This window comes from Cellulomonas triticagri, from assembly GCF_003696205.1.
GTDB classification, from domain to species: domain Bacteria; phylum Actinomycetota; class Actinomycetes; order Actinomycetales; family Cellulomonadaceae; genus Cellulomonas; species Cellulomonas triticagri.
On sequence record NZ_RFFI01000058.1, the window covers coordinates 1 to 20,835 of the forward strand.

Sequence of the window (20,835 nt, forward strand, 5' to 3'; positions counted from 1 at the left end):
CAGCCGGGGCAGGGTGCGCAGCCGGGGCAGGGTGCACGGCCGCGCCGGGGCCGGCGGGAGCGCCCGGGCCGTCGGGCGACCAGGCACCCGCCGTCATCGGCGGCGCGGCGGGAGCGGGCGGAGGCGGTGGCGCGGCGGGATCCGGGACCACGCGCTCCGTCCACGTCTCCCCGTCGAACCAGCGCAGCACGCCGGCCGTCGCCCCGTCGGGGTACCACCCCGGTGGGGGCAGCGGCAACGACTCCGTCATGACGAAGAGGTCGGCATCGCGGGGCCGGGTGATGACCTCCCCGGACGGGTGTCCCCCGTTCGGCGCAGCGATTCACCCGCTCCTGCCGGATCCCGCGCCCTGAGCGGCGGACAGCGGTTGCCGAGCCCCGGCGGCGCCCCACGAGCAGCCGCCCCCGGTTGCCCGTCCCCCCGATCCGGGCTGTCCTGGATCGCGGACGGCCCGAGGGGGCACCGGCACGACGAGGTGGGAGACGACCACGTGACGCTGCGGGAGGTGGTGCGCCGGGCGCTGCTCGGCGCGACGACGGGAGCGGGCCTCTGGCTCGGCGCCGTCGCCCTCGCCTCCCCGGCGACCGCCGCCGACAGCCCGTCCCCCGCCGATCCCCTCGCCGCCGTGGTCGCGCAGGTCACCGCTCCCGCGACCACGGTGCTGGACCCGGTGCTCGACACCGCCGGTGCCGCACTGGAGGGCGTGACCACCACCGTCGCCGGAGCCGCCGCACCTGCCGCGCCGGCTCCCGGACCGGCTGACGTGGCCGCCCCGAGCCCGGCGCCGCAGGCAGCAGCGTCGGAGGCCAGGGCCGTGGCGCCCGCAGCCGAGGCTGTCGCGCCCGTCGCCGAGGTCGTCGCGCCCGTCGCCGAGGTCGTCGGGTCCGTGGCCGAAGTCGCCGCACCCGTCGCGGTCCCGGTCGCCGAGGTCGCCGCCCCGGTGATCGCCGCCGTCGAGCCGGTCGCCGAGGTGGCGACGCCGGTGCTGCAGGCCGCGAGCCCGGTCCTGGACACGGCGCGGCCCGCGCTCACGACGCTCGGCACGGCGCTCACGCCCGTCGGCACCGCGCTCGCACCCGTCGGTGCCGCGCTGACGCCGGTGGCCGACGCGCTCGCCCCCGTCGTCGACGCGCTCACCCCCGTCACGGACGCCCTGGCTCCGGTGACCGCCACGCTCGCCCCGGTCACGGGTGCGCTCACCCCGGTGACCGACGCCCTGGCCCCCGTCACGGACGCGCTCGCCCCGGTGACGGACCCGCTCGCCCCGGTGACCGATCCGCTGCTCCCCGCGCCCGCCCCGACGGCTCCGGGGGCGACGCTCCCCCTGCCTGGCGGCGACCAGCCGGGCGCGGCTCTTCCGGGCACCGACGGCATGACGCCCGTCCTGCCCGCCCCGTCGGCCGACCTCCCGGCCGCGACCACGGCGACGGCCCTGCCGGAGGCTCCGACCGCGGCGGCGGGCACGCCCCGCCCCACGCTCCCCGTCGAGGCGCCCGTCGCGCCGGCGGCCCCCGCCTCCTCGGGCACCGCGTCCCCCCGCGCCGCGTCCGGCACCGCCGACGCGGCCCTGGCCACCGCGCCCCTCCTGCTCCCGGCTCTCGTCGAGCTGGGCTCCCGCACCGCCGGGGACGACGTCGTCCCCGCGGGTCTCGCGGACCGTCCGGGCGCCCGCCCCGACTGATCGCGCCCTCGCCGCCGCGCACCGCCCCCACGGCGGGCAGCGACGGCAGACGGCACGACCGCGCCGGACCTCGACGGACCGGCCGCGGACCCAGCGATCAGCGCGCGCCACCGGGCGCGCGGCGGAAGGAACCACCATGTCCTCGATCTACCTCAAGCGGACCCTCGGCGTCGCCGGGGTCACCGGCGGGCTGCTGCTCGTCGGGGCGGGCGTCGCCCTCGCGGACGACGCCGGGACCACCGACGCGTTCGGCCTGACCCAGGGCTCCGGGGAGGCCGGCGTCGAGGCGCCGATCAGCCTCGGCGGCCTGAGCATCGGCCTGTCCTCCACCTCCTCGCAGCAGTCGGGTGGCACGACCACCACGACGACCGACGAGGGCACCAGCACCTCGACGCACGAGGACGCCTCCAGCACCACGTCCGACCTGGGCATCGACGTCGGGGCGATCACCGTCGACCCGATGGCGGCGCTGGCGGGCTCCGGCTCCGCGCAGGGCGCGACGGGCTCCGACGAGGGCGCGGGCACGACGTCCGGCGCGGGCACGGCCGAGGTCGCCGCACCGGTGTCGGTGGGCGGCGTGTCGGTCACCGGCAGCACCACCACGCAGGACGCGTCGGCGCAGGAGTCGACCGTCACCGACGCGGACGGCGCGTCCGCCACGCAGGGCTCGACCAGCACGAGCGAGTCCACCACCACGGGGACGCTCGGCCTCGGCGAGACCACACTCGACCCGGCGGCGGTGCTCGACGGCACCGCGTGGGCCGCGGGTGCGGGCGACGAGGACGACGTGACCGGCACGTCCGGCGCGACGGGTTCGGCGGACCTCAGCAGCCCGGTGAACCTCGGCGGGCTGACCGCCGGGTTCACCGACGAGCGGTCCGGCACCGACGAGGCGTGGACGATGCGCACCGACGCCGACGGCGACGCCACCTGGAGCCGCGCGGAGCGGGCCCACGAGTCCGCCACCACCGCGGGCGTCAGCACCGGTGAGCTCACGGCCGACCCGGCGGCGTGGCTGTCGGGCAGCACCGAGCAGGCCGTGTCCGGCGACGACCGGGACGGCTCGCTGCTCGGCGGCACCGAGGGCGACCTCGGCGTGGCCGCGCCGGTGACGTCCGGCGGCGCCGACGCGTGGGTCGCCGACGAGCGGTCGACGTGGTCGTCCGCGACGCACGGCACCCGCACCGACGACGTCGCGCGGGAGACCACCACGGAGCGGGCCGACACGACCCGCACCGCCGGCACCGCCGGCATCGGCGAGGTGGCGGTGCTGCCCGCCCTGACCGGCGCCACGGAGTCCGCCACGGGCGTCGAGGGCCGGGACGAGGACGGCACGTTCCTCGGTGAGGGCGCGGGCGCGCTCGACCTGACCGCGCCCCTGTGGGCCGAGGGCGCCTGGCTCGCCGGCTCGGCTGAGCGCGAGTCGGCTGCGGCCGACTCCGCCGCGGTGACCACGGACGAGGGCACCACCCGCACCACCACCTGGTCCGAGACGGCCGACGCGGTGCACCCGTCGCTGGCCACCGGGCCGGTCCAGGGCGACCTGGCGGGCTGGGCCTGGGGCGAGCTGACCGGCGCGGGCTCCGTCCGCGACTGACCCGCGCCACCCCGCCCGGCCGGGTCGCCCTCGTGGCGGCCCGGCCGGGCGCTCGCGCGTTACCCGCCGGACACCTGGTGCCAGTACGGTCCCCCTCACCCGGATCGCGCGACCGGCCACGAAGGGGGCACTGGTTGTTCGAGCACGTCGACCCGTTCATCGGCACCGAGGCCACGGCGCTGCCGCCGCAGTCCGGCCTGGCCGCGACCTGGTGGTGGCCGAAGCCGCAGGTCGGGAACACGCACCCCGGCGCGACCTACCCGCTCGGCATGGTCAGCGCGTGCGCGTACTCGGGGGCGTACCCGACGGGGTACGGCCGCTACGACCTGTCGACCGAGGGCCTGCCGCCCGAGCTGCACACCACGCAGCGGGCGTCGGGGTTCACGCACTTCCAGCAGTCCGGGACCGGCGCGATCCGCAAGTACTACAACTACGTGCGCGTCGCCCCGATGCTGCAGCCCCTCGACGACCTCGGGCAGCTGTGGGAGATCACCGACGAGGCCGCCGAGCCGGGGTACTACGCCGCGACGCTGGAGTCCGGCATCCGCTGCGAGATCACCGTCGGCCCGAAGTCGGCCGTGCACCGGTACACGTTCCCCGCGCACCGGGACGCGCGCCTCGTCATCGACCTCAGCCTCGGCGGCCTGGACATCCCCTACGGGCGGACCGTGCCGCTGCGCGCGCACCTCGAGTCCGTGGCGCCCGGGGTCGCGCAGGGCGAGATCACCGTCGAGGGCGCCCCGCTGGCCGTGCACGTCGAGTGCGACACCCCGGGGTGGCGCCAGCTGCTCTGGTACGACCGGCGGCTGATGCCCGGCGGCACCCGCCTGGACTTCGACCGGATCCGCCCCACGACGCTGCGGCCGTTCGGGCTCATGTGGGCCGGGCCGAGCGAGCCCGGGCAGGTCGTCGAGCTGCGGTTCGGGTTCTCGCTGCGCGGCGTCGAGCAGGCCCGCGCGAACCTGGTGCGCGAGTGCGGCCCGGGTCCGTCGTCGTTCGCGGAGCGCCGGGCCCGCACCGCCCACGACTGGCGGCGCGAGCTCGGCAAGGTCCAGGTCGACACCCCGTCGGCGGCGAAGCAGACCGTCCTGTCCACGGCGCTGTACCACTCGCTGATCAAGCCGTGCCTGGCCCCGGACGAGAGCCCGTTCTGGCCCACGGACACCCCGTTCGCGTACGACATCGCGACGATGTGGGACATCTACCGCACCCAGCTGCCCCTGCTCACGGCGCTGGTGCCGGACAAGGCCGTCGAGCTCGCGACCGCGATCCTGCACATCGCCGAGGAGGAGGGGAACTTCCCCATCGGCTACCGGATGGCGCGCGGCGCCGACCGGTTCTCCCGGCAGGGCAGCGCGCTCGCGCACACGTTCCTCGCCGACCTGTGCGCGCTCGGGCTGCCGATGGACTGGGACTGGGCGCTCGTGCACCTGCACAACGACCTGCGCCGCACGTACGGCGAGGAGTTCCTGCTGCACGGGCGCACCCACCCGATCAGCCACACCCTCGACCTCGCGTTCGGCTACTACTGCACGGCCGTGATCGCCCAGCAGGTCGGCGACCGCACCCTGGTCGACCAGTTCGTCCCGCTGGCCGCGCGCTGGCGCAACGCCTTCGACCCCGCGACCGGGCTGCTCGTCGACTCGACGTTCTACGAGGGCGGCCGGTGGAACTACTCGTTCCGCCTGCTGCACGACATGGCCCCGCGGATCGGCATGGCGGGGGGCGACGACGCGTTCGTGGCGCTGCTGGACCGGTTCTTCGGGTTCGGCGCGGACCCCGTGCACCAGCCCGGGCTGGCGCCGTCCGAGGACGAGATGCTGGCGGGGTACTCCCTGCACCGGTTCGAGGGCCTGAACAACGAGCCCGACATGGAGGCCCCCTGGGCGTACCAGTACGCCGGGCGCCCGGACCGCACCGCCGAGGTCGTGCACGCGATCACGCAGCAGCAGTTCGGCACCGGCCGCGGCGGGCTGCCCGGCAACGACGACTCCGGCGGCCTGTCGTCCTGGTACGTGTGGGCGTCGCTCGGCCTGTTCCCCGTCGCCGGGCAGAACCTCTTCCTGCTGAACGCCCCCGCGTGGCGCGAGGCCCGCATCGACGTCGGCGGGAAGCCGTTCACCGTCGAGACCAGCGGGTTCGTCGAACCCGAGCCCGACGGCCCCGCCCAGCACGTGCAGCGCGTGCGGCTGGACGGCGTCGAGCTCGACCGGACCTGGATCACCGGGACCGAGCTGCACGCCGGCGGGCGGCTCCAGGTCGACCTCGGGCCCGAGCCCGGCCCGTGGAACGGCGCGGCGAGGCCGCCGTCGCTCAGCGGCGGCGCCTGACGCCCGCACCACGCCGCACCCGCACCACCCGCACCTCCCCCGCGCCACCTCGCTCCACCACCCCTCGGAGGCTCCCCGTGACCGCACCCACCACCCCGCTCGCCGACGCGGCACCCCCGCGCCGGGTCGACCGTCGGCTCGTCATCGTCGTGCGCGCCGACCCGGTGATCTGCGGGCACTCCGGCGAGGCTCGGAACCTCGCCGAGGCCGCCCTCGACCGCGGGTTCGACGAGGTGCGGATCGTGACCTGGCCGATCGACCGCCTGCAGGCCGCCGGGCTGCCGCTCAAGCCGCTGGACCGGGTCATGCCGTACCGCGAGGGTGTCGTCGTGGAGCGCCCCGACCCGGTCGGCGACTACAAGGTCCCGGACGGCCGCTACGTCGCGGGCCTGATCGGCCGCCTGGTCGAGCTGTTCACCGACGGCGTCCCCACCGTCGCGCTGTCGCTGTACCTGTCGCCGCACGCGACCGCCGTCGCCGACGCCGTGCACGTCGCCCGGCGCACCGGCCTGCCGGTGAACGTCACCACCGTCGCCGAGGCCGTCGGCTCCGACGTCACCAACGTCGTGCGGGCCGCCGTCGAGGCCGACCGGTTCGGCGCCGCCGCGCACGTGCTGACGTCCTACCTGGACCACGACGTCTGCCTCGCCGTCTCGGCGTACACCCGGGACCTCATCGTCAGCGAGGCCGAGGCGGTGGACGCCCGGCACGGTACGACGTTCGCCGCGCAGTGCCGTGAGCGCGTCCGCATCTCCTACCCCGCCGTGGACGTGCAGCAGTACCTGGGTCGCGACGAGGACGAGACGGACGCCGTGCTCGCCGCGCGCGGGCTGGACCGCGACGGCTACGTCCTCTACCTGTCCCGCCTGGCGGCGGCCAAGGGCGTGGACGACCTCATCGACGGGTACGCGGCCAGCGCCGCCCCCGGCACCCACCGACTCGTGATCGCGGGCAACGGCCCCGAGGCCGCGATGCTGCGCGCGCACGCCGCCGCCTCCCCCGTCGCGGACCGGGTGCTGTTCCTGGACGACGTGTCCGACGACGAGAAGCCGCACCTGATGGCGGGCGCGGCGGCGTACGTGCTGCCCAGCAAGCCCCGGCCGGAGTTCGTCGAGACGTTCGGGATCGCCCTGGTCGAGAAGATGCTGTCCGGCGGCGGCCCTGTCATCACGACCGAGACGGGTGGCATCCCGGAGGCCGTCGGCGACACGGCGCTGATCGTGCCCGTCCAGGACGCGACGGCCATCGCGGAGGCCCTGGACCGGGCGCTCGGCATGGACGCCGCGGAGCGCACCGACCGCGCCGCGGAGGCCCGGGAGTTCGCGCTGCAGTTCGACCGGGCCGTGGTGCTGGACAAGATCCTCGAGGCGGTGGACGCGCTGACGCCGGTGGGGTGAGGGGCCGAACCACCCCCACGCGGCCGCGCGCTCCGGTAGACACGTCAGCATGACCGCGCAGCCGCAGCCCACCCGTCCGCGGACCGTCGTCGTGACCGGTGGCGGGACCGGCATCGGTCGGACGTGCGCCGAGCGGTTCCGCTCGCTCGGCGACGCGGTGTGGGTCACCGGGCGCCGTCCCGGTCCGCTCGCCGAGGTCGCGGCGGACACCGGCGCCACGGCCGTGCCGTTCGACGCGACGGACCCGGGTGCCGTCGCCGCCGCCCGCGACCGGCTCCCCGAGCGCGTGGACGTCCTGGTGCTGTGCGCGGGCGGGCTCGGCGGGGTGCCGGGCGCCCCGGACGGCGCCCCGCTCGCCGACCGGCTCGCCGCGAGCGCGCAGAGCTGGCGCGCGACCTTCGACGCCAACGTCCTCGGCACCGTCCTGGTCACCGAAGCCCTGGCCGACCGACTGGCCGACGGTGGCCGGGTCGTCGCGTTCGGCTCCATCGCCGGGCGGGCGGGCGCGGGCGAGTACGGCGCCGCCAAGTCCGCCGTCGAGGCGTGGGCCGCGAGCGCCGCCCGGACCCTCGGACCGCGGGGCATCACGGTGAACGTCGTCGCGCCCGGTGTCACCGAGGGCACCGAGTTCTTCGGCGGTCCCCTCGCCCCGGCCCGCCGCGAGCGGCTGGTCGGCGCGACGATGACCGGACGCGCGGGCACCACCGACGACGTCGCGGCGGTGGTCGAGTTCCTCGCGTCCCCTGGCGCGGGGCACGTGACCGGTCAGGTGCTGCCGGTCAACGGCGGGGCGCACCTGGCCCGCTGACCGGGCGAGCCGCCGACGCTGCGGCGGTCGTCAGTCGCAGTAGTCGCAGCGCCCGGTCGCCGGCAGCGCCATGGAGCAGGTCGGGCACAGGGTGACGACCTCCTCGCGCTGCACGGCGCGCGGCTTGGCCGGCGCGGCGGTGCGGGGCTTCGCGGGGGACGCGGCGCGCGCCCGCTTCGGAGCCGCGGGGGCGGCACCCGCGGGCCGCGGGACGTCGAAGCCGCGGCGGCCCAGCAGCGCGAGCGCCGCCTCCGCGCCGCCGTGGAACTCGTCCTCGAGCGCCTGCCGCCCGGTCGCGAACCGGTGCGCCACGCCGAGGACCGCGATGGCCGGGTACGACCGGCCCTCGTGCTCGAAGCTGCCCGCCGTGCGCCCGTAGCCGTAGACGCCGAGGAAGTCGTCGCCGCCGCGGGCGTCGTGCTCGGCGATGGCCTGGAGGATGTGCTGCCGGCTCACGGCAGAGAAGGTCGCCACGTCCTGAGATCTTACGTCGCCCGGGATCGGCGCCCGAACGACCACGCCTTGACCAGACCTGACCAGACCAGGACGATGGAGGCATGAGCACCTCGGTCAGCATCTACGAGGCCAAGACGCACCTGTCGCGTCTGGTGAGCCGCGCCGAGCACGGTGAGGAGTTCGTGCTGACCCGGAGCGGCCGTCCGGTGGCGCGTCTCGTCGCACTGGAGCAGCGGACGACCCGCCGCACCCCCGGTGCCCTGCGCGATCGGATCGTCATCGCCGAGGACTTCGACGACTTCTCCGACGCCGACTGGTACGGCGCGTGAGGATCCTCGCCGACACCCACGTGCTGCTCTGGTGGCTGTCCGACAGCGACCGCCTGCCCGCGCGGCACCGCGAGGCCCTTGCCGACCCGGACAACGACGTCGCGTTCTCGGCCGTGAGCATCGCCGAGATCGCCATCAAGGCGTCGCTGGGCAAGCTGGAGGCTCCCTCGGACATCGCCGGTCACCTGGTCGACGGCGGTTTCGTCCCGCTCCCCTTCACCGCCGAGCACGCGGCCGAGCTCCGCGACCTCCCGTGGCACCACCGTGACCCGTTCGACCGCATGCTCGTCGGCCAGGCCCGTGTCGAGGGGATGACCCTCGCGACGGCCGACGCACACGTGGCCGCGTACGACGTCCGGACGCTCTGACGGGTCCGCGGGCGACGACGACCCCCGGGTGACCGCCCAGCGCCCCGCCGCGAGGTCCACCAGCCGGGCCAGCACCACGTCGCCCGCGGCCCGCAGCCCGTCGTGCAGGTACTCGTTGGTCACCCACACCTGCGCGTTGCCCACACCGTCGGCGTACCGGTCGCGAGGTCCAGGTCCGGGCCCCTCCAGCACATGGTGGTCGAGGTGGGCGCCGTCGACGGAGCCCTGCACCTGACCTGCCGCAACGGGTTCCGCCAGGTCGGGGCGCCGAAGAGGGTCGCGGACCTGGTCGCGGAGATCGCCTCGGCCCTGGGGCGCGAAGCCGGTGACGTCGCGGTCTCCGCCCGGCGCACGGACCCGCCGTGGGCCCCGGTCTGGCCGCGCACCGACGTCGGATGAGGCAACCGAGCGTGTCGGCTCGCCGCCCGGCGGACCCGCAGCCTGCCGGTCGCCGCGCGGACCCGCGCCGCGCCCGGTAGGAACGTGGGCATGACTCGCGTCGGTCTTCACAACTCGCACGAGCAGGTCCACCCCAGCGCGCTCCTCGCCGCCACCCAGCACGCCGAGCAGGCCGGCTTCGACGCCGCGATGTGCTCCGACCACTGGGCCCCGTGGGGGACGCACCAGGGTCACTCGGGGGCGGCGTGGCCCTGGCTGGGCTCGGCCCTGGCCACCACGCGGCTGCCGCTCGGGGTGGTGAACGCCCCGGGCCAGCGGTACCACCCGGCGGTGATCGCGCAGCAGGCGGCGACGCTCGCGGCGATGTTCCCGGGTCGGTTCTGGGTGGCGCTGGGCTCGGGCGAGAACATGAACGAGCACATCACCGGGGACCCGTGGCCGCCGAAGCCCGAGCGGGACGCCCGGCTGCGTGAGTGCGTGCAGGTGATCCGGGCGCTGCTCGCGGGCGAGGAGGTCACGCACCACGGCCTCGTGACCGTCGACCGGGCGCAGCTGTGGACGCTGCCCGAGGTGCCGCCGCGGCTGGTCGGCCCCGCGGTCACCGAGGCCACCGCCCGGGCGCACGCCGACTGGGCGGACGGCCTGGTGACGGTGAACCAGGACCTCGACACCCTGCGCCGCGTCGTCGGCGCGTACCGGGACGCGGGCGGGCGCGGTCCGGTCGCCCTGCAGGTGCACGTCTCGTACGCGAGCGACCCCGCGGAGGCGTGGCGGCTGGCGCGCGAGCAGTGGGCGGGCAACGCCGCGGGACCGCCGCAGGCGTGGGACATCGCCACGACGGAGGAGTTCGACGCGCTCGCACGGACGGTGGACGACGACACCCTCGGCGGCGCGGTCGTGATCGAGCACGACCCGGAGCGGCTGCGGGACCGGCTGGTCGAGCTGGTCGAGGTCGGGTTCGACGAGGTGTACCTGCACCAGGTCGCGACCGACGTCCGGGCCGGCCACCACAAGCACGCCGACGCGACGCCGACGGTGACGCACCCGCCGTCGTCGCTCGACGCGTTCGTGGACCTCGCCGCGGAGCACCTGCTGCCCGCGCTGAAGGCCGTCGACGCCGGGGAGGACGCCGCGTGAGGATCCGCGACACCGGGGACCTGTGGTGGAAGAGCGCGGTGGTCTACTGCCTCGACGTCGAGACGTACATGGACTGGGACGACGACGGCACCGGGGACCTGCCCGGCCTGGTGCAGCGGCTCGACCACCTCGCCGAGCTCGGCGTCACGTGCCTGTGGCTGATGCCGTTCTACCCGACGGCCGACCGGGACGACGGCTACGACATCACCGACTTCTTCGGCGTCGACCCGCGGCTCGGCGACGCCGGGGACCTCGTCGAGCTGGTCCGTACCGCCCGCGACCGGGGCATCCGCGTCATCGCCGACCTCGTGGTCAACCACACCTCCGACCGGCACCCGTGGTTCCGCTCGGCGCGCAGCAGCCCGGACAGCCCCTACCGCGACTTCTACGTGTGGCGGACGGACACCCCGCCCCCGACGCAGGACGAGGTGATCTTCCCGGACCAGGAGGACGGCATCTGGACCTGGGACGAGAAGGCCGAGGCCTGGTACCGGCACCGGTTCTACCGGCACCAGCCGGACCTGAACACCGCGAACCCGCAGGTGCGGGACGCCATCGCGAAGGTCGTCGGGTACTGGGCCGAGCTCGGCCTGTCCGGGTTCCGTGTCGACGCCGTGCCGTTCATGCTGGCCGACGCCGCGAGCAGCCCGCACGACGACATCGAGCACCCGCACGAGTTCCTGAAGGCCCTCCGGTCGTTCCTGTCCCGACGCACCGGGGACTCGATCCTCATGGGGGAGGTCAACCTCCCCTACGACGAGCAGCGGCTGTTCTTCGGCGACCACGACGCCGACGGCTCCGCCGAGGGCGACGAGCTCACCCTGCAGTTCGACTTCGTCGCGATGCAGCAGATGTACCTGGCGCTGGCCCGCGGCGACGCGGGTCCGCTGGCGCAGGCCCTGCGCGACCGTCCCGCGATCCCGCACGATGCGCAGTGGGCGACGTTCGTGCGCAACCACGACGAGCTCACCCTCGACAAGCTGTCGGACGACGAGCGCGCCGAGGTGTTCGCGGCGTTCGGGCCCGACGAGGACATGCAGCTCTACGGGCGCGGGCTGCGCCGTCGGCTGCCCCCGATGCTGGACGGCGACCCGCGCCGCGTCCGGATGGTCTACTCGCTGCTGCTCACCCTGCCCGGGACGCCGGTGCTGTTCTACGGCGAGGAGATCGGCATGGGCGAGAACCTCGCCGCCGACGGCAGGCTCGCGGTCCGCACGCCGATGCAGTGGACGTCCGGGCCGAACGGCGGCTTCTCGGCGGCTCCGCCCCGGCGCCTGTCCGGACCGGTCACCGACGGCGGCTTCGGACCGGAGCACGTCAACGTCGCCGACCAGCGCCGCGACCCGGACTCCCTCCTGCGGTGGCTGCAGTCCCTGCTGCGGCGCTACCGGGAGTGCCCCGAGCTCGGCTGGGCCGAGCGCGCCGAGATCCTCGACCAGCCGCACCCCGCGGTGCTGGCGCACCGGTGCACCTGGCAGGACGCGTCGATGGTCGCGCTGCACAACCTCGGCCCCGACGCCGTCACGGTGCCGCTGCGGCTGGCGGACGCCGTCCGCGACCCCGGCGACCCCGGACCTGCGGACGGTACGGCGTCCACCGCCAGCCACGCCGCGGACGACACGGTCGTGCACCTGGTCGACGTGCTGGAGGACGGCGGGTACGCGCTGGGTGAGGACGGCCGCGTCGAGGTCGAGCTGCCCGGGTACGGCTACCGCTGGCTGCGCGTCGTCCGCCCGGGGTCGCGGCGGCTGCTCTGAGCCCGCCGCACGACGGCGGGGTCAGCCCCGGGTGACCGACCAGCGGCCCGCCGCGAGGTCCACCAGCCGGGGCAGCACCACGTCGCCCGCGGCGCGCAGCCCGTCGTGCAGGTACTCGTTGGTCACCCACACCTGCGCGTTCCCCACCGCGTCGGCGGTGCCGGTCGCGAGGTCCAGGTCCACGTAGGGGTCGTGCACGTACTGCACGGCCGCGACCGGCACCTCGTTCGCCGCGAGCCGGTCGTGGTCGTACAGGGCGGGCCAGGACGTCCGGGCCGCGAGCGCCTCCGCCGCCTCCTGGAACGGGCGCAGCGCCCGGACCTCGGCGAACATCCATGGGAACACCGCCTCGCCGGTCAGGCCGAGGGGCCGGGCCGTCTCGGCGAGCCCGGGGTGCCGCTCGCGCTCGGCCTGCGCCGCCCACCCGCCGGCGCGCTCGTCCTGGTGGTAGATCGCCTCCTGGAGCACGGCGTACAGCGGGTTCGCGTCGAAGCCGGTCTGGGTCTGCACAGCCAGCGCGAACGCGTCGTCCGGGACGCCGTCCGCGTCAGCGTCGAGGGTGTCCAGCAGCCAGTGCAGGCCGTCGACGCCGGTGCTCATGCCCAGCGGCATCCCGAGGGTCTGCAGCCGGCGGACCGTGAACGGGTCGCCGTCGGGCAGCCGCACGTCCCCGGCGGCGAGCCGGTCCGCGAGCGCCCCCAGGCGGGCGACGTCGTCCGGGTACCGGCGGGCGAACGCCGCGTCGCGCGCCGCCTGCCGCGGGAACGTCCGCGCGTAGACGTCCTCGGCGGTGGCGCGGGTGCCGGGCAGGCCGCCGGTGACGTAGCAGGCGGTCAGCGCCTCGGGGTGCCGCGACAGGTAGGTCAGCGTGAGGAACCCGCCGTAGGACTGCCCGAGGGTCGCCCACCGCCGGCCCCCGTAGACCGCGTGCCGCACGGCCTCCGCGTCCTCGACGACCGCGTCCGCCCGGAAGCACGCCAGGTACTCGGCCGCCTGCGTCCCGGTGGCGAACCGGGCCATCGTGCGGCCGTCCACCCGCCCGGAGCGCCCGGTGCCGCGCTGGTCCAGCAGCACCACCCGGTGCGTGCGCAGCGCCGTGGACCACCAGCCGCCGCCCAGCGGGCGCGGCCCCATGCCGCCGGGGCCGCCCTGCAGGAACAGCAGCAGCGGCAGGTCCTCGCCGTCGCGCGTCGGGTCGACGAGCTCGCGCGCGAACACCTCGATCTCGCCGAACCGCGACGGGTCCGCGCGGTCCACGGGCACCGTGACCCGGTGGTCACGGACCCGCACGGGCGGGACGTCGAGGGGGGCGTCGGTCGTGCGCAGCGGCTCGGTCACGTCCAGCACCCTAGGCCCGCGCGCGGCGGCCCGGGGACGGGCGTGTTTCCGCCGCGTCACCCCGGCCCGCGGTGGGTGACACCTGCGTGAAATCCGTGCCGTCGCCCTTGTCCGCGCGCGCGAGGGGTGCCGAGGATCGCCGTGGGTCCGGCGGTCGCGCCGGACCGGGCGACGACGCGAGCACCCGGGGGCAGGTGGCCATGACGACCGACGACGACGCGGGCAGGACCGGGCTCGCGGACCGCGAACCACCGTTCGCCCGGCTCCCCCTGGGGGCCCCGGCCCCGCGGTGGCTGCACGCCGCGCTCTGCGAGGAGTGGGAGTGGGACCCCGCGCGCACCGCCGTCGACCTGGTCGGGCTCTCGCACAACGCGACCTTCCGGGTGCGCGTCGGGGCCGTCCCCGTCGCGATGACCCGCGTCTCCCGCCCCGCGTACATGGAGGACACCGCCGCCGCCGAGTCCGAGGTGACCTGGCTCCGCGCGGTCGGCGCCGCGGGGACCGTGCGGGTCCCGTCCGTCGTCCCGCCGGTCGACGGGGGCGGCGTCGCGATGGTCACCGACGACCTCGAACGGCACTGGGTGTGCCTGACCACCACGTTCACCGCCGGGTTGCCGCTGGACGAGGTGCTGCCCACCGCCCCGGACCCCGAGACGTGGCACCGCCGGGTCGGCCGCACCGCCGCGCTGCTGCACGACCACGCCCTGGCCTTCCACCGCCCGCTCGACTTCGTCCGGCCCACCTGGGAGCCCGCGGACCTCGTCGGCCCGGACAGCCGCTGGGGAGCCTGGGAGCAGGCGTGCCTGTCCGACGCGGACCGCGACCTGCTGGTCCGGGCGCGGGACGCCGCGCTCGACGTCCTGCACGACGCCTCGCGCGGCCCCGACGTCTGGGGTCTCGTGCACGCCGACCTGCGGCCCGGCAACCTGCTGGTCGACGCCGACGACCTCACCGTCATCGACTTCGACGACTGCGGGTTCTCCTGGTTCGTCCTCGACCTCGCCGCCGCGCTGTCCTACGTCGAGCACCGTCCCGACGCGCCGCTGCGGGCGCAGGCGTGGGCCGCCGGGTACCAGGAGGTCCGACCGCTGACCGGCGACGACGCGCGCACCGCCTGCGCCCTGTCGATGCTGCGGCGGCTCCAGCTGCTCGGCCGCACCGCCACCGAGCCGCTGGGCGGGCCGTCCGGCGACCTCCGCGCCGAGCAGACCCCCGGGACGCTCCTGGTCGCCGAGCACTACCTGCGCGAGCCGACCTGGCTGCTGCGCTGACCCGCCGGTGCGGTGGCCGTGCCAGGGTGGGGGCATGGATGACCTCGCGCGGCTCACCGCGCTGATCCGGGAGTTCAGCGCCGAGCGGGACTGGGAGCAGTTCCACGACCCGAAGTCGCTCGTGCTCGCGCTCGTCGGGGAGGTCGGGGAGCTCGCCGAGCTCGTGCAGTGGCTGCCCGCCGACGGCGCCCGCGCCCACTTCGAGGACCCCGACCGGCGGCGGCGCGCGGGCGAGGAGATCGCCGACGTCCTCGTGTACCTGCTGCGGCTCGCGGACGTCCTCGGCGTCGACGTGCTGCAGGCGACGCTCGACAAGCAGGCCGAGGCACGCCGCCGGTTCCCCGTCGCGGACGTGCACGGGGTGGCGCCGCGCAAGGACTGAGCCACTGAGCCTCCGGACGCCGCCGAGCCGTCCACAGGCCGCGGGGCCGTGCGCGGTCCCCAGGCGAGGCGCCCGCTGGCGGCACCGGCGGCGGGGACCGCGTCAGGCTGAGGTGGTCGCGGCGCCCGTCGCGCCGACCCGCCCCCGGGAGGTCCCGAGCATGAGCCACCACGTCGCGAGGACGCCCACGGCGTACCAGACCAGGTCCGCCCACGCGAAGGTCGTGCCGAGCAGGTACCGCAGCGGGGGCCACGCCCGCACCGCGGACTCCGGACCGCCCGTCGCCTGCGCCACCTCGACCGCCCAGCACACCGCCAGTGCCACGGCGGCCTGCACGGCGAGGGCCCGGCGCGGGACCACGAACGCCACCAGGAGCAGGACGAGGGCGGCGTACAGCGCGTCCCCGAGGGCGTCCCCGACCGGTCCCGAACCGTACCGGGACACCAGCAGGCCCGCCGTGACGACCGCGCCACCGGCGAGCAGCGTGCGGAGCCACGGCCGGGCGGCGGGCACCCGGGCGGGCGGCGGCGTGCTGCTCGTCGGCGGCTCGGTCGTCGTCGGCTCGGTCGTCGTCACGTCGGGCGGCGGCCTCCGGTCCGGCTGCGTCGCGCCGCCCGGTGCCGCGGCACCGCCCGGCATCCTCGTCCCGCCAGACGCCGTCGTGGCACCGGTCGTCCCGTCCCCCTGCGTCGCGCGCATCGCACCTCCCCGACCGACCGTAGGGCGCGTCCGTGCTGGTCGCGCGACGCGCCCGGCGGGAGCGGGAGGAGGTGCTGTGTCGGTGCCGTGTGCGACCGTTCCGCGGTGAGTCGCACCACCCGCCCCCGTCGTCGTCCGTCCTCCAGGCCCCGCCGGCGCGGTGGCACGGTCACCGGCTGGGCGTTCGTCGTCCTCGTGGTGGCGGTGGCGCTGGGCGCGGGGCTGCCGCTGTGGTCGCAGGCGGAGGAGTCCGCGCGGTTCCCGGTGACGGCGACCGACCTGGACCGGGCGCGCACCGAGCTCGCGGCGCTGGAGGTCAAGGGTCGGGCGCCGCGCACCGGGTACGAGAGGGAGGAGTTCGGGCCGGCGTGGGCGGACGTCGACCGCAACGGCTGCGACACACGCAACGACGTGCTCGCGCGCGACCTCACGGACGTCGTGTTCGAGGAGGGCACGCACGACTGCGTGGTGCTGTCCGGGACGCTGGCGGACCCGTTCACCGACCAGGTGATCGACTTCGAGCGCGGGCCGAGCAGCGCCGATGTGCAGATCGACCACGTCGTCCCGCTGTCCGACGCCTGGCAGAAGGGCGCGCAGCAGTGGGACGCCGAGACCCGGCGGCAGTTCGCGAACGACCCGGCCAACCTGCTCGCGGTGGACGGTCCGACCAACGGCGCCAAGGGTGACGGCGACGCCGCGACGTGGCTGCCGCCGAGCACCGGCTACCGCTGCGCCTACGTGGTGCGGCAGGTGCGCGTGAAGGCCGCGTACGGGCTGTGGGTCACCGAGGCGGAGCACGCCGCGATGGACCGGCAGCTCGACTCCTGCGTCGTCGGCGACTGACGCCCCGAGCGGGAGCGACGCCGGCCGCCGCCCGGCGGCGTCAGAGCAGCGGCCGGTCCAGGATCCACGACCCGCCGAGCACCAGCGCGCCGACGCAGACGAGCAGCAGCGCCGCGACCCAGAACCCGCCGGGCAGCGGCGTCAGCCGCCCGAGCACGTCCGCGTCTGAGGTGCCCCGCCCCCGGGTGCGCCGACGCTGGGCCTGCATCTCCAGCACGGCCCGGGGTGCGCCGAGCAGCAGGTACCAGGTCACGGCGTACGCGACCGCGACCTGCACGGCCGCGCTCCCCCACCAGGAGACCCCGACGAGCACGACCCCGCTGACCAGCACGGACCACAGCCCGTACCAGTTGCGGATCTGCACCAGCACGAGCACCAGCACGACCAGCAGCAGCCACAGCAGCCCGACGGCGTACCCGCGCCCGAGCAGCCAGGCGGCGCCGAGCCCGAGCACGGCGGGCCCGACGTACCCGGCGAACGCGGTGGCGACCATGCCGGGGCCGCGGGGCTTGCCGACGGAGACAGTGAGCCCGGACGTGTCGGAGTGCAGCCGGATGCCGGACAACCGCCGTCCGGACAGCACGGCGACGAGGCCGTGCGCGGCCTCGTGCACGATCGTCAGGAAGTGCCGGGTGAGGTGCCACAGCACGGGCACGGCGAGGCAGACGAGCGCGACGGCGAGCGTGCCGAGCAGCACGACCTGGTCGGGCGCGGGCTGCACGGTGGTCGCGCGGTCCCAGATCTGCCCCGGGAGCGAGAGGACGTCGTCCACGGCGGTCAGAGCGCGTCGAGCGTGACGTCGTCGACCGCGACGGCGAGGTGCAGGCCGTCGGCCTCGACGGTGGCGCCGGTGACCTCCGCGCCGGCGGGCAGCTGGTCGACCACGGACAGGTCGGCGAGCCGGGCCCCGAGGCCGTCGGGCAGGGCCCCGGGGTCGATGCCGAGCCCGGCGAGGGACGCGCCGGTGATGGTCGCGGTGAGCCCGTCGGCGCCCGCGGGCGCGAGGGTCAGCGACACGGAGACGGGGACGCCCGCGAGCGCCCCGGTCGCGACGAGCTCCTGCCCCTGCACGGCGAGCGCGAGGTCCCACCCGGACCGCTCGCGCAGCAGCGCCTCCAGCGCGGCGGTGGGCACGGTCGCGGTGGCGGTGACGTGCTCCGCGCCGCGCTCCCCGCGCACGACGACGCCGGTGGCGCGGACGTCGAGGTCGGTGACGTCGAGGCCCTGGAGGCTCGCGGAGGACGCCGCGAGCCGGACGTCGTCCAGCGTGCCCCCGGCGAGCTGGGTGAGGAACGGGAACCCCTCGATCCGGACGTCGAGGTCCGCGGCGGACAGCCGCGAGCGGACGGCGTCCGCGGCGGCGTCCTGCGCGAAGCCGTGCGCGACGCGGTCGGCGAGCACGCTGCCGCCGACGAGGACGACGACGGCGAGGGTCGATCCGACGAGGCAGCCGACGCGGCGGCGGGGGGTGCGGGTCACGCCCCGAGGGTACGAGGCGGTGCTGGGCGGCGACAGGGAGCGACGCGGAGGGCCGCAGGATCACCCGCAGTTCGTTACCGGATTCACAAAGTAGGACGAACGGCCCTGCTGACCGGGCGGTCGGTATCCGATGCTCACAGTGTCTGACCCGTCAGGGACACCCACCGGACACGGCGCTCCCCCCATCAGCCGCGCCGCCCGCCCCCCGCAGGAGGAACTCGCCATGACCGCCACCTTCGAGCACGTGCTGGCCCCGGGCCGCATCGGCTCGCTCGACCTGCCCAACCGCGTCGCCCTCGCCCCCATGGGCACCGAGATGGGCACGCACGAGGGCCTGATCACCGAGCGCGAGATCGCGTACTACACCGAGCGCGCCAAGGGCGGCACCGGCCTGGTGATGACCGGAATCTCGGCGGTGTCGCAGGACTACGAGGTGATCAACCCGGGCCTGTGCCGGGTCGACACCGACGCCGCGCTGCCGGGCCTGACCGCGCTGGCCGAGTCGGTCCACCGCGTCGGCGGGAAGATCTCGCTGCAGCTGACCGCGGGCCTCGGCCGGAACATCAACAACGTCGACCCGGACCGGCTGCCGATCTCCGCCTCGGACAACCCGCACTACTCGCACCCCGAGGTGCTCTGCCGCCCGCTGGAGACGCACGAGATCCAGGTCATCGTGCAGCGGCACGCCGAGGCCGCAGCCCGTGCCGCCGCGGCGGGCATCGACGCCCTCGACATCCACGGGCACACCGGCTACCTGGTCGACCAGTTCATGAGCCCGGTGTGGAACCGCCGCACGGACGAGTACGGCGGCTCCACCGAGAACCGCTGCCGGTTCGCGGTCGAGATCATCCGCGCGGTCAAGGCCGCGGCGCCCGGCCTGCCGGTGTCGTTCCGGCTGTCGGTGGACCACCGGTTCGAGGGCGGCCGCACCGTCGAGGAGTCGAAGAAGATCGCCGTCGTCCTGGAGGCGGCGGGCCTGGACCTGCTGATCGCGGACGACGGGTCGTACGAGGCGATGGACTACGTCTTCCCGCCGTACTACCTCGGCGACGCGTGCATGGCCCCTGCCGCGAAGGCGATGAAGGAGGTGCTGTCGATCCCGGTGATGGCGGTCGGCAACCTCACCCCGGAGAACGCCGAGGCCGTCATCGCCGCGGGCGAGGCCGACTTCGCGGGCATCGGGCGCGGCCTGATCGCCGACCCGGAGTGGGCGAACAAGCTGCGCGAGGGCCGCCGCGGCGACGTGCGCCCCTGCATCCGCTGCAACGCCATGTGCGTCGGGCACGCGTTCTTCGCCGAGGCGCTGGGCTGCGCGGTCAACGCGCAGGTCGGGTTCGAGCGCGAGCGCGTGCTGCAGATCGCCCCGCGGCCGAAGCACGTCGTCGTCGTGGGTGGCGGCCCCGGCGGCCTGGAGGCGGCGCGCGTCGCGGCGCTGCGCGGGCACCGGGTCGACCTGTACGAGAAGGGCACGAACCTCGGCGGCGTGCTGTGGCCCGCCGCGACCCCGGAGTTCAAGAAGGAGCTGCGCGGCATGGTCGGCTGGTGGGAGCGCCAGTTCGCGACGCTGCCCGTCACGGTGCACCTCGGCACCGAGATCGCCGCGGACTCCCCCGAGCTCGACGGCGCGGACGCGGTCGTCGTCGCCACCGGCTCGTTGCCGGTCGTGCCGCGCTCGATCCCCGGCATCGACGGGGACAACGTGGTGGAGGTGCTGGACTTCCACCTCGGCACGCCGGTCGGCCAGCGCGTCGTCGTCGCGGGCGGCGGGCTCTCGGGCGCGGACTCCGCGCTGGAGCTCGCGCAGGCGGGCCACGAGGTGACGATCGTGGAGATGGCGTCCGAGATCGCCAAGGACATGATCGTCATCAACCGGATCACGCTGCTGCGGCAGCTCGCCGAGCACCGCGTGCGGATCCTCACGGAGCACACCGTCACGGCGGTGGACGAGAAGGGCCTGACCGCGACCGGCCCCGACGGCGAGGAGATCCACGTCGACGCCGACACGGTGCTGTCCGCGTTCGGCGTGCGCCCGAACACCGCGCTCCCCGACGCCCTGGCGGACCGGCCGAACGTGATCCCGCTGGGCGACTGCGTGAAGCCGGCGAAGGTCGGCGAGGCGATCAACGCGGGCTTCCTGGCGGCGTTCGCGCTCTGACCAGACCCGCCGCCGGGGGCGGGGCCGCGCGCCCCGTCCCCGGCGGCACCGGCACGCCCTCCGGTTGCAGCGACCGCAGGGGGGCCGTTGACTCGGTGGAGCAGGGGCCATCGAGCCGGGAGGGGTGCCGTCATGGGTATCGGGGACTTCGTCGACAAGGCCAAGAAGGCCGTCGCGGGCAACGAGGACAAGATCGCGGGCGCCATCGACAAGGCGGCCGAGGCGGTCAAGGCCCGCACCGGGGACTCGACGGACCGGAAGATCGACGCGGCCACGGACAAGGCGCGGGACTTCCTGGAGAAGCAGAAGCGCGACGCCGCGCGCCCCGACCGTCCGGAGCACACCGAGCCGCCGCAGCGGCACACCGAGCGCCCGGACCCGCCCGCGCTCTGACCCGCGCCCGATCGCC

21 protein-coding genes are annotated in these 20,835 nt (G+C 75.8%); 15 read left to right on the forward strand and 6 right to left on the reverse strand.

The genetic code is table 11. The annotated features are described in order from the left end of the window. On the reverse strand, positions 1 to 250 hold a 250-nt coding region (locus EBM89_RS22550), incomplete at its 3' end, for a DUF2510 domain-containing protein (protein ID WP_147463533.1). Positions 251 to 490: 240 nt separating this feature from the next. Here EBM89_RS22550 and EBM89_RS11410 point away from each other — a divergent pair. The 5 genes from EBM89_RS11410 (at position 491) to EBM89_RS11440 (ending at position 7,813) form a co-directional block, all read left to right on the forward strand. Further along, entirely contained in the window at positions 491 to 1,681 is a 1,191-nt protein-coding gene (locus EBM89_RS11410) for a hypothetical protein (protein ID WP_147463534.1), read from the forward strand. Positions 1,682 to 1,817: 136 nt separating this feature from the next. Beyond that, complete coding sequence (locus tag EBM89_RS21270; RefSeq protein WP_158609651.1) at positions 1,818 to 3,278, forward strand: hypothetical protein; 1,461 nt, start codon at positions 1,818 to 1,820, stop codon at positions 3,276 to 3,278. A gap of 134 nt (positions 3,279 to 3,412) precedes the next feature. Next, positions 3,413 to 5,608, forward strand: a complete 2,196-nt coding sequence (locus tag EBM89_RS11430; protein WP_122149556.1) for a glycoside hydrolase domain-containing protein — start codon at positions 3,413 to 3,415, stop codon at positions 5,606 to 5,608. Between the two features lie 77 nt (positions 5,609 to 5,685). Next, a complete protein-coding gene (locus EBM89_RS11435) occupies positions 5,686 to 7,005 on the forward strand; it encodes a glycosyltransferase (RefSeq protein WP_122149557.1) in 1,320 nt (439 codons plus the stop codon). Positions 7,006 to 7,054: 49 nt separating this feature from the next. Continuing rightward, complete coding sequence (locus tag EBM89_RS11440; RefSeq protein ID WP_122149558.1) at positions 7,055 to 7,813, forward strand: SDR family NAD(P)-dependent oxidoreductase; 759 nt, start codon at positions 7,055 to 7,057, stop codon at positions 7,811 to 7,813. Positions 7,814 to 7,843: 30 nt separating this feature from the next. Here the strand turns inward: EBM89_RS11440 and EBM89_RS11445 are convergent, their stop codons facing one another. Further along, complete coding sequence (locus EBM89_RS11445) at positions 7,844 to 8,269, reverse strand: ScoMcrA-related endonuclease (RefSeq protein WP_233571688.1); 426 nt, start codon at positions 8,267 to 8,269, stop codon at positions 7,844 to 7,846. Between the two features lie 101 nt (positions 8,270 to 8,370). On the opposite strand from EBM89_RS11445, the gene EBM89_RS11450 reads away from it, so the two are divergent. The 5 genes from EBM89_RS11450 (at position 8,371) to EBM89_RS11470 (ending at position 12,259) form a co-directional block, all read left to right on the forward strand. Beyond that, positions 8,371 to 8,598, forward strand: coding sequence for a type II toxin-antitoxin system Phd/YefM family antitoxin (locus EBM89_RS11450; protein ID WP_122149560.1), 228 nt, complete (start codon positions 8,371 to 8,373; stop codon positions 8,596 to 8,598). Beyond that, on the forward strand, positions 8,595 to 8,966 hold the full coding sequence (locus tag EBM89_RS11455) for a type II toxin-antitoxin system VapC family toxin (RefSeq protein WP_122149561.1): 372 nt from the start codon (positions 8,595 to 8,597) through the stop codon (positions 8,964 to 8,966). The genes EBM89_RS11450 and EBM89_RS11455 overlap by 4 nt, the downstream gene beginning before the upstream one ends. A gap of 192 nt (positions 8,967 to 9,158) precedes the next feature. Then, the gene (locus tag EBM89_RS11460; RefSeq protein ID WP_122149562.1) at positions 9,159 to 9,365 is read left to right on the forward strand and encodes a hypothetical protein; all 207 of its coding nucleotides are present in this window, start codon (positions 9,159 to 9,161) and stop codon (positions 9,363 to 9,365) included. Positions 9,366 to 9,455: 90 nt separating this feature from the next. After that, positions 9,456 to 10,502: a TIGR03885 family FMN-dependent LLM class oxidoreductase gene (locus EBM89_RS11465; RefSeq protein WP_122149563.1), complete on the forward strand. Its 1,047-nt coding sequence runs from the start codon at positions 9,456 to 9,458 to the stop codon at positions 10,500 to 10,502. Beyond that, the gene (locus EBM89_RS11470; RefSeq protein WP_122149564.1) at positions 10,499 to 12,259 is read left to right on the forward strand and encodes an alpha-amylase family protein; all 1,761 of its coding nucleotides are present in this window, start codon (positions 10,499 to 10,501) and stop codon (positions 12,257 to 12,259) included. The genes EBM89_RS11465 and EBM89_RS11470 overlap by 4 nt, the downstream gene beginning before the upstream one ends. A gap of 21 nt (positions 12,260 to 12,280) precedes the next feature. Here the strand turns inward: EBM89_RS11470 and EBM89_RS11475 are convergent, their stop codons facing one another. Then, the gene (locus EBM89_RS11475; protein ID WP_233571689.1) at positions 12,281 to 13,597 is read right to left on the reverse strand and encodes an alpha/beta fold hydrolase; all 1,317 of its coding nucleotides are present in this window, start codon (positions 13,595 to 13,597) and stop codon (positions 12,281 to 12,283) included. A gap of 200 nt (positions 13,598 to 13,797) precedes the next feature. Between EBM89_RS11475 and EBM89_RS11480 the strand changes: the two genes are divergently transcribed. Both EBM89_RS11480 and EBM89_RS11485 read left to right on the forward strand, forming a co-directional pair. Next, the gene (locus EBM89_RS11480) at positions 13,798 to 14,868 is read left to right on the forward strand and encodes a phosphotransferase enzyme family protein (protein WP_122149565.1); all 1,071 of its coding nucleotides are present in this window, start codon (positions 13,798 to 13,800) and stop codon (positions 14,866 to 14,868) included. Between the two features lie 34 nt (positions 14,869 to 14,902). Next, the gene (locus tag EBM89_RS11485) at positions 14,903 to 15,250 is read left to right on the forward strand and encodes a nucleotide pyrophosphohydrolase (RefSeq protein ID WP_122149566.1); all 348 of its coding nucleotides are present in this window, start codon (positions 14,903 to 14,905) and stop codon (positions 15,248 to 15,250) included. Positions 15,251 to 15,352: 102 nt separating this feature from the next. Here the strand turns inward: EBM89_RS11485 and EBM89_RS11490 are convergent, their stop codons facing one another. Next, a complete protein-coding gene (locus EBM89_RS11490) occupies positions 15,353 to 15,826 on the reverse strand; it encodes a DUF2809 domain-containing protein (RefSeq protein ID WP_199732079.1) in 474 nt (157 codons plus the stop codon). Between the two features lie 228 nt (positions 15,827 to 16,054). On the opposite strand from EBM89_RS11490, the gene EBM89_RS11495 reads away from it, so the two are divergent. Next, positions 16,055 to 16,792 carry an HNH endonuclease family protein gene (locus EBM89_RS11495; RefSeq protein WP_199732080.1) on the forward strand — a complete coding sequence of 246 codons (738 nt, stop codon included), beginning with the start codon at positions 16,055 to 16,057 and terminating at the stop codon, positions 16,790 to 16,792. A gap of 40 nt (positions 16,793 to 16,832) precedes the next feature. Here the strand turns inward: EBM89_RS11495 and EBM89_RS11500 are convergent, their stop codons facing one another. Together EBM89_RS11500 and EBM89_RS11505 are read right to left on the reverse strand one after the other, a co-directional pair. Continuing rightward, positions 16,833 to 17,573 (reverse strand): M50 family metallopeptidase, encoded by a 741-nt coding sequence (locus EBM89_RS11500; RefSeq protein ID WP_439647181.1) that lies wholly within the window; start codon positions 17,571 to 17,573, stop codon positions 16,833 to 16,835. Further along, the gene (locus EBM89_RS11505; protein ID WP_158609652.1) at positions 17,570 to 18,271 is read right to left on the reverse strand and encodes an LmeA family phospholipid-binding protein; all 702 of its coding nucleotides are present in this window, start codon (positions 18,269 to 18,271) and stop codon (positions 17,570 to 17,572) included. Before EBM89_RS11505 ends, EBM89_RS11500 begins: the two co-directional genes overlap by 4 nt. 223 nt (positions 18,272 to 18,494) lie before the next feature. Between EBM89_RS11505 and EBM89_RS11510 the strand changes: the two genes are divergently transcribed. Together EBM89_RS11510 and EBM89_RS11515 are read left to right on the forward strand one after the other, a co-directional pair. Continuing rightward, entirely contained in the window at positions 18,495 to 20,426 is a 1,932-nt protein-coding gene (locus EBM89_RS11510) for an oxidoreductase (RefSeq protein WP_122149571.1), read from the forward strand. 132 nt (positions 20,427 to 20,558) lie between these two features. After that, positions 20,559 to 20,819, forward strand: a complete 261-nt coding sequence (locus EBM89_RS11515; RefSeq protein WP_122149572.1) for an antitoxin — start codon at positions 20,559 to 20,561, stop codon at positions 20,817 to 20,819. The last annotated feature ends 16 nt before the right edge of the window (positions 20,820 to 20,835 follow it).